At 60.6% G+C, this 14,635-nt stretch carries 19 protein-coding genes; 15 read left to right on the top strand and 4 right to left on the bottom strand.

The window, feature by feature from the left end:
* Positions 1–315 (top strand): DUF2853 family protein, encoded by a 315-nt coding sequence (locus tag QM694_RS05550; RefSeq protein ID WP_415005956.1) that lies wholly within the window; start codon positions 1–3, stop codon positions 313–315.
* Positions 316–371: 56 nt separating this feature from the next.
* On the opposite strand, the gene QM694_RS05545 is transcribed toward QM694_RS05550, so the two are convergent.
* Together QM694_RS05545 and QM694_RS05540 are read right to left on the bottom strand one after the other, a co-directional pair.
* Complete coding sequence (locus QM694_RS05545) at positions 372–638, bottom strand: GCG_CRPN prefix-to-repeats domain-containing protein (protein WP_415008577.1); 267 nt, start codon at positions 636–638, stop codon at positions 372–374.
* A gap of 203 nt (positions 639–841) precedes the next feature.
* Positions 842–1,066: a hypothetical protein gene (locus QM694_RS05540; RefSeq protein ID WP_415005955.1), complete on the bottom strand. Its 225-nt coding sequence runs from the start codon at positions 1,064–1,066 to the stop codon at positions 842–844.
* A gap of 179 nt (positions 1,067–1,245) precedes the next feature.
* Between QM694_RS05540 and QM694_RS05535 the strand changes: the two genes are divergently transcribed.
* The 9 genes from QM694_RS05535 to QM694_RS05495 all read left to right on the top strand — a co-directional run bounded on the left by QM694_RS05535 (position 1,246) and on the right by QM694_RS05495 (position 8,784).
* Positions 1,246–2,040, top strand: coding sequence for a thymidylate synthase (locus QM694_RS05535; protein WP_415008576.1), 795 nt, complete (start codon positions 1,246–1,248; stop codon positions 2,038–2,040).
* Positions 2,040–2,834, top strand: coding sequence for a lysostaphin resistance A-like protein (locus QM694_RS05530; RefSeq protein ID WP_415005954.1), 795 nt, complete (start codon positions 2,040–2,042; stop codon positions 2,832–2,834). The genes QM694_RS05535 and QM694_RS05530 overlap by 1 nt, the downstream gene beginning before the upstream one ends.
* Positions 2,783–3,313, top strand: coding sequence for a GNAT family N-acetyltransferase (locus QM694_RS05525; RefSeq protein ID WP_415005953.1), 531 nt, complete (start codon positions 2,783–2,785; stop codon positions 3,311–3,313). The genes QM694_RS05530 and QM694_RS05525 overlap by 52 nt, the downstream gene beginning before the upstream one ends.
* Complete coding sequence (locus QM694_RS05520; protein WP_415005952.1) at positions 3,310–3,813, top strand: dihydrofolate reductase; 504 nt, start codon at positions 3,310–3,312, stop codon at positions 3,811–3,813. Before QM694_RS05525 ends, QM694_RS05520 begins: the two co-directional genes overlap by 4 nt.
* Before the next feature lie 70 nt (positions 3,814–3,883).
* On the top strand, positions 3,884–4,951 hold the full coding sequence (gene hflK, locus QM694_RS05515; RefSeq protein WP_415005951.1) for an FtsH protease activity modulator HflK: 1,068 nt from the start codon (positions 3,884–3,886) through the stop codon (positions 4,949–4,951).
* The gene (hflC, locus tag QM694_RS05510) at positions 4,951–5,841 is read left to right on the top strand and encodes a protease modulator HflC (RefSeq protein WP_415005950.1); all 891 of its coding nucleotides are present in this window, start codon (positions 4,951–4,953) and stop codon (positions 5,839–5,841) included. Before hflK ends, hflC begins: the two co-directional genes overlap by 1 nt.
* On the top strand, positions 5,838–6,035 hold the full coding sequence (locus QM694_RS05505) for a DUF2065 domain-containing protein (protein ID WP_415005949.1): 198 nt from the start codon (positions 5,838–5,840) through the stop codon (positions 6,033–6,035). Before hflC ends, QM694_RS05505 begins: the two co-directional genes overlap by 4 nt.
* Before the next feature lie 9 nt (positions 6,036–6,044).
* Positions 6,045–7,517 carry a Do family serine endopeptidase gene (locus QM694_RS05500; RefSeq protein ID WP_415005948.1) on the top strand — a complete coding sequence of 491 codons (1,473 nt, stop codon included), beginning with the start codon at positions 6,045–6,047 and terminating at the stop codon, positions 7,515–7,517.
* Positions 7,518–7,572: 55 nt separating this feature from the next.
* A complete protein-coding gene (locus QM694_RS05495; RefSeq protein ID WP_415005947.1) occupies positions 7,573–8,784 on the top strand; it encodes a caspase family protein in 1,212 nt (403 codons plus the stop codon).
* Here the strand turns inward: QM694_RS05495 and QM694_RS05490 are convergent, their stop codons facing one another.
* Together QM694_RS05490 and serB are read right to left on the bottom strand one after the other, a co-directional pair.
* Positions 8,785–9,525 carry a sulfotransferase family protein gene (locus tag QM694_RS05490; RefSeq protein WP_415005946.1) on the bottom strand — a complete coding sequence of 247 codons (741 nt, stop codon included), beginning with the start codon at positions 9,523–9,525 and terminating at the stop codon, positions 8,785–8,787.
* A gap of 49 nt (positions 9,526–9,574) precedes the next feature.
* On the bottom strand, positions 9,575–10,438 hold the full coding sequence (serB, locus tag QM694_RS05485) for a phosphoserine phosphatase SerB (RefSeq protein ID WP_415005945.1): 864 nt from the start codon (positions 10,436–10,438) through the stop codon (positions 9,575–9,577).
* Between serB and miaA the strand changes: the two genes are divergently transcribed.
* The 5 genes from miaA to ilvN all read left to right on the top strand — a co-directional run bounded on the left by miaA (position 10,437) and on the right by ilvN (position 14,613).
* A complete protein-coding gene (gene miaA / locus QM694_RS05480) occupies positions 10,437–11,327 on the top strand; it encodes a tRNA (adenosine(37)-N6)-dimethylallyltransferase MiaA (RefSeq protein ID WP_415005944.1) in 891 nt (296 codons plus the stop codon). The two genes, serB and miaA, sit on opposite strands and share 2 nt — an antisense overlap.
* Before the next feature lie 101 nt (positions 11,328–11,428).
* Positions 11,429–11,917: a thiamine pyrophosphate-binding protein gene (locus QM694_RS05475; RefSeq protein ID WP_415005943.1), complete on the top strand. Its 489-nt coding sequence runs from the start codon at positions 11,429–11,431 to the stop codon at positions 11,915–11,917.
* Positions 11,817–13,295: a biosynthetic-type acetolactate synthase large subunit gene (gene ilvB, locus QM694_RS05470; RefSeq protein WP_415005942.1), complete on the top strand. Its 1,479-nt coding sequence runs from the start codon at positions 11,817–11,819 to the stop codon at positions 13,293–13,295. Before QM694_RS05475 ends, ilvB begins: the two co-directional genes overlap by 101 nt.
* Positions 13,295–14,068, top strand: coding sequence for a hypothetical protein (locus QM694_RS05465; RefSeq protein WP_415005941.1), 774 nt, complete (start codon positions 13,295–13,297; stop codon positions 14,066–14,068). Before ilvB ends, QM694_RS05465 begins: the two co-directional genes overlap by 1 nt.
* Positions 14,065–14,613: an acetolactate synthase small subunit gene (ilvN, locus tag QM694_RS05460; protein WP_415005940.1), complete on the top strand. Its 549-nt coding sequence runs from the start codon at positions 14,065–14,067 to the stop codon at positions 14,611–14,613. The genes QM694_RS05465 and ilvN overlap by 4 nt, the downstream gene beginning before the upstream one ends.
* Positions 14,614–14,635 lie beyond the last annotated feature (22 nt).

The raw sequence follows: 14,635 nt of genomic DNA, 5'->3' as shown, positions 1-14,635 counted from the left end.
ATGGCTGCCGACTATTCCGCTGACGTGAAGAAATACGCTTCCAATGTGAACGAGGCAGCTGTGGCGGCCATCGTCAAATATTGCGGCATCGCGCTGCGGAATCAGGATTCGCAATATGTGTCGATGACTGACCCAGCGGAGGTGAAGCGGGTGGTCGACGGCTTCTGCGCCAAGAAGCTGGGGCTCGACGCCAAGACGGCGGAAGCCGCCGTGCTCGCGGCGGGCGAGAAGATGAAGGCGGACAGGACGAAGCACCGCGTGACGGTTTATTACCTGATCGCCGAAGCGACCGGCACCATGGCGAAGCTGGTTTAATTCGGTTCAGATGGAATTACGGCCGGCGCTTTCAGCAGCCGGCCGTTTGTTTCCCATCACTTATAGAACGGGCCGTAATATCCCTTCGGATAGGGCCCGGTTCCGAACTTGTGGCAATCGCCATAGGGCCCACGATAGCGCCCGGCGCCGCAACCGTGATTGACCGCAAAGCTGTGGCCGATGGGGCCATTATATCCTTTGGGATATGGGCCTGTCCCAAACGGATGGCAGGCGCCGTTGGGTCCGCGGTATCTGCCCGCGCCGCACCCATTGGCGGCGAGTTGAACTTGATCCGCCTGGATGGATTGGTGCGCTACGGGCATCGCCAAAGCCGGGATTGAACCAGCGCTGGCTGCGATCACCGCAACTATGGCGGTTTGCCTGATGAATCTGAAAAACATTGGATGTTTCCCCCTGCCGCCCGATGCGGCATTTTGAGTGGATGTCGCTGTTTTTGTGTGACGCAGAAACAAAAAAGCCGGTGGCCCTTTGGAACCACCGGCCTTTTCAGGTGCTGAATGTCAGATCAGGCGGCGCAGCTCTTGTCAGCCTTGATCGCGGCTTCGGCCTTGGCCTTGGTCTTGAAGCCAGCCTTACCGATCATCATGATGGTCTTGCCATCGGGCTTCGTCTCGGAAACCGAGCACTTCTTCGAAGCGGAATCCATCGTCGCATAGAAGGTGGTGGCGGCCATGGCGGGGGCCGACAGGGCAGCGACAGCGGTGCCGATGATGAGGATGTTGCGGATCATGATGGTATCTCTCTCTTGATCTTGGGTTTCTCGATCGTGCGGTTCGTCCGGCGCGATGAGGAGAGACTAGGGGCTGAGCTTTTCCCGCGTATTTCCCCCGGCGGCCCTTGTGTAACAAGTTGTTTCTGGATCGCGGCAAAGCCGTGGCAGACCCGCCCGGAATCGTCTATCTAGGCGCCATGCAGCAATATCTCGACCTGATGGCCCATGTGCTGGAACACGGGCACCGCAAGGAAGACCGGACCGGCACGGGCACGCTCTCCGTGTTCGGCCATCAGATGCGGTTCGACCTGGCGAAGGGCTTTCCGCTGCTCACCACCAAGAAGCTGCATGTGCGTTCGATCATTCATGAGCTGCTGTGGTTCATCAAGGGCGACACCAACATCCGGTATCTGCAGGAAAACAAGGTGCGGATCTGGGATGAATGGGCCGACGAGGCGGGCAATCTTGGCCCGGTCTATGGCGCGCAATGGCGCTCGTGGCCGGCGCGTGACGGGTCCACCATCGACCAGCTTGCCGATGTTATTTCCCGAATCAAAAAGACGCCTGACTCGCGCCGCCTCATCGTCACGGCATGGAATCCGGCTGATGTTGGGGAGATGGCGCTTCCGCCATGCCACTTGCTGTTCCAGTTCTACGTGGCGGGGGGCAGGTTGTCCTGCCAGATGTATCAGCGCTCGGCTGATATTTTTCTCGGTGTGCCATTCAACATCGCCTCCTATGCGCTGCTGACCCACATGATTGCCGAGGTGACGGGCCTCAAGGCGGGCGAGTTTATCCATACGCTGGGCGACGCCCACATTTACATGAACCACATCGCGCAGGCGCGCGAACAGCTTCAGCGCCAGCCCAAGGCGCTTCCGCGCCTGGTCATCAAGCGCGAGATATCCAGCATTGATGATTTCCGTTTCGAGGATTTCGAGATCACCGGCTACGAGCCTGACGCCCACATCGCAGCGCCGGTGGCGGTTTAGTGGCGCTGCTGGGGGAAGGCTTTCGCGCCGGGCTGAAGGCCCCGCAATTTTCCGCCGTCAATCCGGCGGGGCCGGTTGCGGGGGTGATCTTCGGGCTTGTCCTGCTGGCAATCAATCTTTTCCTGCAGGTCTTTTTCGGCAGCGTTACACAGATTTCGCTCTTTGGAGCATTTGACCAGAAGAATCTTGAGCAGCTTGTCCGCTCGATGCTGCTGGGTGTCCTGCCGGCTGCGGCGGTGACGGCGTTCATGGCGTGGGTATTGGCGGGCGTCTATCGGGGCGCCCCCGCGCGTGATGTTCTCAATCTGCGCTCGCCACGGCTGGGAATTCTCGGATGGCTGCTGGTGGTGCTGGGATTTTTCATCATGATCATCGTGATGTTCATGGCGATCACGAAGATCGTCGAACTCGCGGGATTCAATCCCAAAAGCGGCGGCCTTGTTGAAGAAACCATGTCGGGCATGACCGGCAACCGGCTGATGTATCTTCTGGCGCTGCCATCCATTATCATCGGCGCGCCATTGGGAGAAGAGCTGATCTTCCGGGGGCAGATGTTCGTGGCGTTGAGCCAGACGCGGATCGGGTTCCTGGGGGCATCGCTCCTCACATCCGCAGGCTGGGCATCGCTGCACTGGTCGGGCAACTGGATGCTGGTGATCCTGATCTTCTTCATGGGGCTGGTGCTGTGCTTCATGCTCAGGCGGTTCGGCAGCCTGTGGGTGACGATGGCCTGCCACGCGGCATGGAACGCTTCGACGGCGCTGCTGATTTTCGCGGCGGGCAGTTCGTCTTGATCGATGGCGTTACGATCCGGCCGGCCCGTCCGGGCGACGGTTCTGCACTTCAGGAACTGGTCAAGTCGCTGGCCATATCTCACGGATATGAAAAGGAATTTTTTGGCACGCCTGAGCTTTATGAGACGGCACTATTCTGTCCAAATCCGGTGATTGGAGCATTTCTGGCCGAGGTTTCAGGCACACCGGCGGGATGCGCGATCTGGCACCGCAGTTTCAGCACGTTCAGGGGCAAGGAGATCATCTATCTTGAAGATTTGTCGGTGCTGCCGGATTTCCGCCGCCGTGGAATCGCCAAGGCCCTTCTCAAAGCCGTGGCGCAACTGGCGGCGGCGCGCGACATTCCGGAAGTGTTCTGGCTGATGATGGACTGGAATGATGGGGCCCGCGCCCTCTATGAAAGCGTGGGTGCGGAGATCGAAGGCGGCAACAGCTTCTGCCGCCTTTCCGGCGATGCGCTGGCGAGGCTGGCACAATGAGCAGGCTGACCTTCGTCGTGGCGGTGTCGCGCAATGGGGTGATCGGTCGCGATGGCGGTTTGCCGTGGCATATCTCCTCCGATCTCAAGCGCTTCAGGGAACTGACCATTGGGCGGCCCATCATCATGGGCCGGAAAACCTGGGAGAGCCTGCCGAAGCGGCCGTTGCCGGGGCGCACCAATATCGTGATCACGCGGCAGAAGGACTATGCAGCGCCCGGTGCTCATGTCGTTGCAACCGCTGATGACGCCCTCGCCGTAGCCCGGCGCGAAAATCCCGCCGAGATCGCGGTGATTGGCGGCGGGGAAGTCTATCGCATGTTCATGGACAGGGTGGACCGCATCTATCTGACCGAGGTGGATGCGCAGGTGGATGGCGATACGCGGTTTCCGGCGCTGGACCCCGGCGAGTGGCGGGAGGTTGCGTTTGAGGTTCACCCCAAAGGTCCTCGGGATTCTGCAGGGTTTACGCTCCGAACACTGGACCGGCAAAAACCCTGACGGTCTGTGGACATAATCCCCGGCGCTACCTATATCGGACGCCATATCAACCACGAAACAGGTGATTTGCATGCCGTGGAACAAGGAAGGCGGGGATGGAAACAAGGGAGGCCCATGGGGGCAGGGCCCTTGGGGCAATGGCCCGAAACGCCCACAGGGCGGGGGCCGGGGGCCTAACCAGACGCCAGACCTTGATGAGATGCTGCGCCGCGCGCAGGACAAATTCCGCGATGTGATGCCGCAAGGCGGCAAGGGTGCATGGGTTTTGCCGCTCGTGCTTCTTCTGTGTGTCGTGGCCTACAATTCCGTTTACAAGGTGCAGACGGACGAGCGTGGCGTTGTCCTGACGCTCGGCAAATATACCCGCACCGTGGGCGATGGCCTGCGCTTTGCCTTCTGGCCCATCGAAACGCTGGAGAAAACCAAGTTCGGCGCCGTGAACCAGATCAATTTCGGCGGCACCGATGACGGCCTGATGCTGGCGGGCGACCAGAACATCGTCGACATACAGTTCACCGTGCAATGGCAGATCGTGAACCCTGAGCAATATCTCTTCACGGCGCAGGCTCCCGATGATCTGGTGCGGGCCGTTTCCGAAAGCGCGATGCGCGAGGTGGTGGGCCGCACCAATGCGGAACTGATTCGCACCACGGGGCGTCAGGCGGTGCAGGATGAAGTGCGCGACATCATCAAGACGACGCTCGACAGCTATCAGATCGGCGTTCAAGTGAATGCTGTGAATCTGGAAAAGGCCGATCCGCCAAAACAGGTGATCGCCGCATTTGAGGAAGTGCAGCGCGCCGAACAGAACCAGGCGCAGCTCATCAACCAGGCCGATCTCTACCGGAACCAGCGCCTGCGCAGTGCTGAGGGTGAGTCCGCGAAGCTTCTGGAAGATGCCAAGGCCTACAAGTTCCAGACCGTGGCGGATGCCCAGGGCGAAGCCCAGCGCTTTCTCTCGATCTATAATCAGTACAAGGACGCCAAGGACGTGACGCGCGAACGCATGTTCCTCGAAACCATGCAGCAGGTGCTGTCGCAATCCAACAAAGTGATCCTCGGAACATCGAAAGATTCCGTGGTGCCTTACCTTCCCCTGCCGGCGATCCAACCCAAACCCGCGGGAGGAACGCAATAATGGGCAGCGGCAAGACCATCGGGCTGATCGGCCTCGCGATCGTGCTGATCGGCGCATATATGTCCTTCTTCATCGTGGACCAGCGCGAAATGGCGATCGTGCAGCGTTTCGGGACCATCAATCGCGTGATCAAGGACCCCGGACTCTATTTCAAGGTGCCCTTCGCCGATGAGGTTGTGCCTGTAACCACCCAGATGATTCTCTGGCAGAGCGAGGACAAGGTGGTGCAGGTGGTGGATGGCCGCCGCTACAAGGTGGACACCATGACGGTGGCGCGCATCACCGATCCCACCAAGTTCCGCCAGACGGTAGGCGCCGACATCAGCATCGCCCAGCGCAACATCCAGACCTGGCTTGATGCGGCCCTGCGGCAGACCTATGGCCGCCGCACCTTTGAAGCCGCGCTTTCAAAGGACCGTGACGTGATGATGAAGGAAATCCGCGATCAGGTGCGGACCCTCGCGCTTGCCAACGGCATCGAGATCGTCGACGTCCGCATCCGCCGCACTGATCTGATGGATGACGTGCTGGACGATACCTACAAGCGCATGGCATCCGAGCGCGAGGCGGAGGCGCAGGACATCCGCTCCAAGGGCGAGGCGACGAAAACGCAGCGCATGGCGGAAGCCGACCGCAGCTATACGGAACAGCTTGCCACGGCGCGCAAGCAATCGGAAATCATCCGCGGCGAAGGCGATGCTGACCGCAACAAGGTGTTTGCGCAGGCCTATCAGCAGGATCCCGAATTCTTTGCCTTCTACCGCTCCATGCAGGCCTATATCGCCAGCCTTGGTGACAAGGGCACGACGATGGTGCTTTCGCCGGATAGCGATTTCTTCCGCTATTTCGGCAAGCCAACAGGCAATCAGGCGCCAGCGCCCGCGCAATGACGCCTACATTCATCATGGCCCTCGGTCTCGTCTTCGTGATCGAGGGCCTTCTTTATGCCTTGGTTCCGGGCAAGCTCAGGGGCATGCTGGTGCAGTTGCAGCAGGCCAGCGACGAGCAGCTTCGCATGGGTGGCGCGGCCGCCATCGCGGTTGGTGTTTTCATTGTGTGGCTGGTGCGGGTTTTCACGGGTTAGGAGAGCGGCATGAATATCGTCCTTCGTGGTCTTCTGGGCGGAACGGCGCTGGCCTTTGCCGTTGTGGCGTTGCCTTTGCCCATGACGGTGCCGCAAGCGCAGGCCCAGGCAGCCGAACTTCCTTCTGTTGCCGATCTGGCGGACCGGCTTCTGCCGGCGGTGGTTGAGATTACGGTCGAGACCAAAGGCCCCGGTGGTGACGCGCCGCCTGTCAAGGTGCCGGATATTCCCGACAATTCGCCGTTCAAGGATTTCTTCGACGATTTCTTCAAGCGGCAGCAGCAGAATGACCAGCCGCGCACCATGACCTCCATGGGCTCTGGCTTCATCATCGACAGCGCAGGGCTAATCGTCACCAACAACCACGTTGTCGACGGCGCCACGGGAATCGAAGTGCATCTGCATGACGATACCAATTTGAAGGCCGAGTTGGTGGGCCGCGATCCCAAGACCGATCTCGCCGTGCTGCGCGTGAAGCCCACGCATCCGCTGCCGACGGTCGCGTTCGGTGACAGCGACACGCTGCGCATCGGCGAATGGGTGATGGCGATTGGCAATCCGTTTGGCCTTGGAGGCTCCGTGTCGCTCGGCATCGTCTCGGCGCGCAACCGCGACATCAATGCGGGGCCTTACGACGACTACATTCAGACCGATGCCGCCATCAACAAAGGCAATTCCGGCGGGCCGCTGTTCAACCTCAAGGGCGAGGTGGTGGGCATCAACACCGCGATCTTCTCGCCCACCGGTGGATCAGTGGGCATCGGGTTCTCGGTGCCGGCCAACACGGCGAAATCCATCGTCGATCAACTTGTCAAATATGGCGAGACGCGGCGAGGATGGCTGGGCGTCAAGATCCAATCGGTGACTGACGATATTGCCGAGAGTATGGGGCTTGATCACCCGCGCGGCGCGTTGATTGCCGACATCACCAAGACAGGACCGGCGGAAGCAGCGGGCATCCAGGCGGGCGATGTGGTGATCGAATTCGACGGGCACGCCGTGAACCAGATGCGCGACCTGCCGCGCCTCGTGGCCGAAACCGAAGTTGGCAAGACGGTGGTGGTGAAGGTTCTGCGCAAGCGTGAAGAGGTCACGCTCACCGCCAAGGTGGGCCGTCTTGAGGATGGTGAAAAAGTCGTGGCGCAGCAGGATGGCGGGAATGACTCCGCTCCTGCCACGGCGACCCTGCTGGGCATGACCGTTTCATCCATCAGCGATGAGCTGCGCGCCAAATATTCGATTGACAAGGACATCAAGGGCGCGGTGGTGACCGCGGTCGATGCCTCGGGCGCAGCGGCTGAAAAGCGGCTGGCGGCGGGCGATGTTATCACCGAGGCGGGCGAAAAGCCCGTTACTGGAGCTTCCGACATCAAGGACAGGCTGGAGGAAACCACCAAGGCTGGAAAATCCTCGTTGCTGCTGCTGATCGCCAAGGGGGGCAAGTCGGCGGACATGCGGTTTATCGCGCTGAAGGTCAAGTAAACCACTTATCCGGCCCGGAACTTTACAAAGCCCGGCGTTCGTCGGATGATCCGGCATGGGATCTCCTGTCCGGATCATTGCCGTTCTTGCCGCGCTCATCGTGCTGAGCGGCGCTGCGCCAAAAGGCGGGCGCGTGGCGCTGGTGATCGGAAACGGCTCCTATGAGGCGGCGGGCACCCTCTCCAATCCTGTGAATGATGCGGAAGACATTGCCGCCAAGCTGCGCTCGATGGGCTTCACCGTGGTTGACGGTTATGACCTCGGAAAGCGCCAGCTTGAGGCGAAGATCGGCGAATTCGCCGATGCGCTGGATGGCGCGGACGCGGGGCTGTTCTATTATGCGGGCCACGGCATCGCGGTAGATGGGCGCAATTTCATCATTCCCATCGACGCGCATCTCGACATTCCGGCCAAGCTGAAGCTGGAAGCCATTCCAATGGATGACGTGCTCGATCTCATGTCACAGCAGGTGAAGACCTCCATTTTGATTTTGGACGCTTGCCGCAACAATCCCTTCGCGCGGGGCTTGCGCAGCGCCTCCACGACACGGGCCGTCACGGCAGCGGAAGGCCTGGCGCAATTCGATTCAGCCAAAGGGTCATTCATCGCGTTTTCAACCGCGCCGGGGGCCACGGCGATGGACGGCACCGGGCGCAACTCGCCCTTTGCCGCGGCCTTGCTGAAACATCTGGACGAGCCCGGCGCCAGCATCAATGACGTGATGACCGAAGTGCGCGGCGATGTGGCGGAGTCGACAAAGGATTTCCAGACTCCGATGGCCTGGGATTCGCTGACCAGCCGGTTTGAACTGGTGCCGGGTGCCCCAAAGGCGGCTGAAACCGCACCCCCGGCACAGGTGGCGAGCGCGCCCGATGCAAAGGATTCTCTGGAGAATGAGGTTGGCGCGCTTGTTGTTGGGCAGTATCTGAAGCCCAACCCCGCCGATATTCCGGGCGCGGTGCGGAACCTGTTTGCGGATCAGGTCACATCTTTCGGGCGGGAATATAGCCGTGACGAGCTGGTTGCGCTCAAGGCGCAGTGGTTTGCGAAATATTCCAGATGGAAACTGCAACTGGTGCCGGGAACCCTGAAGGTGACATCATACGACGCCGGTTCAGCGATGACGACGTTCGACATGCGCTACAAATACTGGCCGAAGGAGGCGGGCTATTCGCCCATTGCCGGAACCGCGCATGTCACGCTGGAACTCATGCGCGACGGCAACGCGTGGAAGATCGAATCTGAGAATTCGGCGGTCGATCAGTAGTCAGACGATGAGACGCCAGAGAAGATAGAGGATGGCCGCTGCGAGGACCGCGCCAATAGTGATAATCGCGTAAGCTCCCTTGGTGATGGCGGACAGCGCCTTTTGAATTTCCTTGCGGTCATTTACATTGGGGAACGGCGTTGCGGGCACTGGCACCCGAAGAAAATCGCAAAGCGGTTTCCAGCCGTCGGTGACCTTGAAAACGAGCAGCCTGTCCGCAGGAACAGCTGCTTTCACCTCTTCTATGTGGCGTTGATACTGCTGAACGGCGCGGGCCTTGTCCGGCATGGTGTTGCGCAAGGATCGCTGCCAGATCAGCTTGCGTGACATGTCGCCAAAGGCGCGGGCCCATGGGGTGACGGCCTCCAGCACCTTAAACTGCCACCTGTTCTCCGTGAAATAGATTGTTTCGATTGTGCTCTCGAACCAGGCATTTGCGTCTTTGGGATGGAGCGTCAAAAGCACTTTCGCGTCAGGACTTGCTGCCAGCAATTCGCGCCAGACGCAGCAAGCAGGATTATCGACAGCGGCCGTATAGTTTGCCAGCACCTTGTCCCAGTCATGTTGTGTGCCTTCGGGCGCATTGGCAACGCGCCGCCAAAATCCAAGATGGCTTTTGTTTGCCTTGTTCATGATGACTTCCACCATGTGGTAGCAAGGGAAGCCAAGCTGGTTCAGGGCGGTATAGACCGACAAGGTTCCAGTCCGGCCAAAGCCGGCGCCGATTACTTTGAGTGCCATTTTGATGATGCTCCCCCGCGTTCGAGGCTGGCACATCACGGCGAACTTATCAAATTAAGTTGGTTTGTGGACGTATAAAATCGCTGCGGGCGTAGCCTTGCAGATAGAGCAGGGAGGTCAGGTCGCCGTGATTGATGGCGATGCTGGCCTGCTGTTGCACATGCGGCTTGGCGTGGAGCGCCACGCCCATGCCGGCATGGAGAAGCATGGGGATATCATTGGCGCCGTCTCCCACGGCAATTGCGTCCACAGGCGTGAGGCCTGCCTTCTCGGCGTAGCTGTTCAGGAAAGTGACCTTGGCATCCTTGCCGAGTATCGGTTCGCGCACCAGTCCCGCCAACTTTCCGTTTTCGATCACAAGATCGTTCGCCTCATTGGCGTCGAAGCCGATGTGCCCGGCCACCTTCGCCGTGAACTGGCGGAATCCGCCCGAGACCAGGATTGCCGTTGCGCCGTGGGCTTTCATGGTGGCGACCAGGATTTTCCCGCCACTGGCGTAGGTGATCCGTTCACGGATGATGGCATCGATGAAGGCGGCGTCGAGCCCTTTCATAAGGGAAACCCGTTCCCGCAGGGCATCGGCGAAATCAAGCTCGCCCCGCATGGCGCGGAAGGTGATGTCCCTGATGCGGGGGCCAAGACCGGCGGCCTCTCCCAACTCGTCAATGCATTCTTGGTCGATCATGGTGGAATCCATGTCGGCCACCAGCAGGCGCTTGCGGCGGTTGGCGGCAGGAACGGCAGCCACGTCGATCGGGTGGCCGCTCACGGCGAGCCGTGCTTCTCCGGCTGACAATGCGCTTTCTACCGCTTCTCCCTCCGCCAGCACGCGGGTGATGGCCAGTCCCTTCGCGAGCGCGGGCGTGATTGCGCCGGACCCCGGGGCTGCTATGAGAACGGTCAGAGACGTCATGATGGCAAACTCTTCAGGAAAACGCGCGCTGCTTATTGCAGGCCCCACCGCCAGCGGCAAGTCCGCGCTGGCATTGGCGCGCGCAAGAGCAGAGGGCGGCGTGATCGTGAATGCCGATGCGCTGCAGGTTTACCGGGAACTCCGCATTCTCTCGGCGAGGCCATCGCACGGCGAAGAAATGGAAATGCCGCATCGCCTTTATGGGCATGTTTCGGGCCGCGAGGCCTATTCCGTTGCGCAATGGCTTGCCGATGCCTCGCGCGTGATGGGCGAGATATGGCGTGATGGCGGGCTTCCTATTCTCGTGGGCGGTACCGGGCTTTATTTCCGGGCGATTGAGAAGGGGCTGGCGGATGTTCCGCCTGTCAATCCAGCGATCCGCAAGGGATGGCGGGATTTTACAGGTGATCTGCATGCTGAGCTTCAGCGGCGCGATCCCGCCATGGCGGCGCGGCTTCACCCGTCAGACCGGCAGAGGCTGGCGCGCGCGCTGGAGGTGATCGAGGGCACAGGCCGCTCCCTGCTGGCGTGGCAAGAGGAGGGCGAGGCCAACGCGCTTTTGCAGGGCGTTCGCGTGGAGCGCATTCTCGTCGATGTGCCGCGCATAGAACTCTATGCCCGCGCCGAATCACGATTCGATGCCATGATGGCCGCAGGCGCGCTGGACGAGGTGCGGCCGCTTCTGGCGTTCGATTCCGCGCTTCCCATGATGAGGGCGATCGGCGTGCCGGAGCTTTCCGCCTGTCTCAGAGGTGACATAACGCCGGATGAGGCCGTGTCCCGCGCGAAGCAGGCGACCCGGAACTATATCAAGCGCCAGCTCACATGGTGGCGGGGGCAGGGACATGATTGGAGCGGCAATGGCCCTTCGCCCCATGCCGGGACTTGACAAAGCGCCGCCCAAAATGCAGAACCGCGCCCCATGAACACCATTCTCGTAGTAGCACCGCGCAGCGCCGGGGAGGCTTGAAGCCTCCAGGAGTTACGGTGTTGCGCGGAAAACAGGCTCCCTCGGGGGCCTTTTTTATTGCCTCGGGCGGCATGGTGTGTTTGACGGAACGGGAAAGCGAAGAGGACCAAGAGATGGCTGGCAATGCGGAAATGACAGGCGCCGAGATCGTGCTGAAAGCCTTGGCGGATCAGGGAGTTGAGCATGTGTTCGGCTATCCCGGCGGGGCCGTTCTGCCGATCTACGACGAGATTTTCCAGCAGGAGAAGGTGAAGCACATCCTTGTCCGCCATGAGCAGGGGGCAACCCATGCGGCGGAAGGCTATGCACGCTCGACCGGCAAATGCGGCGTCGTGCTGGTCACCTCCGGCCCCGGCGCCACCAATGCGGTGACCGGCCTGACCGACGCGCTGCTCGAACTCGATCCCCATGGTCTGCCTCACGGGCCAGGTGCCCACCCATCTGATTGGCATGGACGCGTTTCAGGAATGCGACACCGTTGGCATCACCAGGCCCTGCACCAAGCATAATTACCTGGTGAAGGACGTGAACGATCTGGCGCGCATCCTGCACGAAGCCTTTTACGTGGCGACGCATGGGCGGCCTGGCCCGGTCGTGGTCGACATTCCGAAGGATGTGCAGTTCGCCAAGGGCAAATATGTCGGTCCCAAGAACATCGAGCACAAGACCTATCGCCCCAAGGTGAAGCCGGAGCAGGAGGCAATCCGCCGTGCTGTCGAGTTGATCGCCATGGCCAAGCGGCCCATTCTCTACACTGGCGGCGGCGTCATCAACTCCGGCCCCACGGCCTCGCAGCTGCTGCGCGAATTCGTGAGCCTCACCAACATTCCCCTCACCTCCACGTTGATGGGGCTGGGCGCCTATCCGGCTTCGGGCAAGAACTGGCTGGGCATGCTGGGCATGCACGGCACCTACGAAGCCAACATGGCGATGCATGATTGCGACGTGATGATCTGCGTCGGCGCGCGCTTCGATGACCGCATCACCGGCCGCATCAATGCGTTCTCGCCCAACTCGAAGAAAATCCACATCGACATCGATCCCTCGTCGATCAACAAAACGGTGCGAGTGGATATTCCGGTGGTGGCCGATGTCGCGCATGCGCTGGAAGACATGATCCGGGTGTGGAAGGCCAAGTCCTACGCGCTCGACAAGCAGGCGCTGGCGACGTGGTGGAAGCAGATCGATTCCTGGCGCGCCCGGGACAGCCTGCGCTATCGCGCCAACCGCGACGTGATCATGCCGCAATATGCGATCCAGCGGCTTTACGAGGCGACAAAGAGGAAGGACGTCTACATCACCACCGAAGTGGGCCAGCATCAGATGTGGGCGGCGCAATTCTTCAAGTTCGAGGAGCCAAACCGCTGGATGACGTCAGGCGGGCTCGGCACCATGGGCTATGGCCTGCCGGCGGCAGTGGGCGTGCAGATGGCGCATCCCAAGTCGCTGGTGATCGACATTGCGGGCGATGCCTCGGTGCAGATGACGGCGCAAGAAATGTCCACCGCCGTGCAATACCGGTTGCCCGTCAAGATCTTCATTCTCAACAACCAGTATATGGGCATGGTGCGCCAGTGGCAGCAGTTGCTGCATGGGAACCGGCTGTCGGAAAGCTATTCCGAGGCACTCCCCGATTTCGTGAAGCTGGCGGAGGCTTATGGCTGCGTGGGCATGCGCTGCGAGAAGCCCGCCGATCTCGACAGGCAGATCAAGGAGATGATCGAGACGCCGCATCCCGTGATCTTCGATTGCCATGTGGCCAATCTCGCCAACTGCTTCCCGATGATTCCATCGGGTAAGGCGCATAATGAAATGCTGCTGGGCGACGATGTGGCCGATGAAGACGTCGGCAATGTCATCGATGCCAAGGGCAAGATGCTGGTGTGATGCAGCAGGAGTCCGCACTCGCTGGTTCCGAAGAGGCGCTTCCGTTTCCGCGGCGGCTGGCCTTGGCGGTGGCCAATGCTGGAGCGGAGCGCGCGCAATTTTTCCTGCCGCTGGATGATGCCGTTGATCATTTCCGCGAGGCGCTGGTCGCCGATTTCGATCCAAGGTCCATCACGCAACAGTTCAAGGTGGAACTGGGTGCCGTGGATCCAACCCTGTGGTTCCTTGGCAAGGGTGAGTGGACGCGATTTTGCCGGTCAATCGAGATTACGCGGGTGTTTGGAGAAACGCGCGAGGTTCTTGAAGCGGGCGATGGTTTCCGGGGTACTGAAGCCTATCAGGCGTTTCTGGCGCGAATCCGGTCTGGCGATATTCCCGTGCTGAACCATGTCAGAATGGAAACGGCGGAACTTCTTGACGGGTATTTCCAGCATTCGGTTCAAATGATCGCCCGGGCACGTGCGCGGGGAATCGAACGGCACACCGAAGCCGATGTCAAAGTGTCTGCTTCGCGGCCGGAATGGCTTGAGCGCATGGAGCGCAATGCCGGCCTCGCCATCGATCGCGACGGGAGTTTCATTCGCATCGGGCCCGGAAAGCACCGCATGGCCGTAGCCAAGCTGCTGGGGCTTTCGTCCATGCCATTTGAAATCCGCCTGGTTCATGTGGCCTGGCTCAGGCAGCAGATGGCGAAATACAAATTGCCGGCCGCGCGTGCCTTGCGCGCGGCAGTATCAGAACTGACTCAATCCGCTCATGGAGCAAAAACATGAACCAGCCCGCTTCCGCCTATTTTCTCGAGGAAACGAAACCCGCCGTCGAAACCCATACGCTGGCGGTGATCGTCGACAACGAACCGGGCGTCCTCGCGCGGGTGATCGGCCTGTTTTCGGGACGGGGCTACAACATCGACTCGCTCACGGTGTCCGAGACTCAGCATGAAAAGCATGTGTCGCGCATCACCATCGTGACCACCGGCACGCCTTCTGTGATCGTTCAGATCAGGCACCAGCTTGAGCGCATGGTGCCTGTGCATTCGGTGGCCGATCTTACCGCCTCCGGCAATTCGCTGACGCGTGAGCTGGCGATGGTGAAGGTCGCGGGCTCGGGCGAGAAGCGCGTCGAGGCGCTGCGTATTGCCGAAGCCTTCCGGGCGCGCATCGTCGACACCGGGATCGCCAGCTTCATCTTCGAGATCACCGGCAAGCCCGACAAGGTGGATCAGTTCATCTCGCTGATGGTGCCGCTCGGCCTCATCGAAGTGGCGCGCACCGGCGTTGCCGGCATCACCCGCGGCGCCGATGGCATGAAGGTGTGAGTTGAACTGGTGGCGCGGCAGC

Origin of the sequence: Aestuariivirga sp., from assembly GCF_047602625.1 — a bacterium.
Taxonomy (GTDB): Bacteria; Pseudomonadota; Alphaproteobacteria; order Rhizobiales; family Aestuariivirgaceae; genus Aestuariivirga.
The sequence above is the reverse complement of the archived record's forward strand: the minus strand, read 5'-3'. Positions and strand labels throughout refer to the sequence as shown.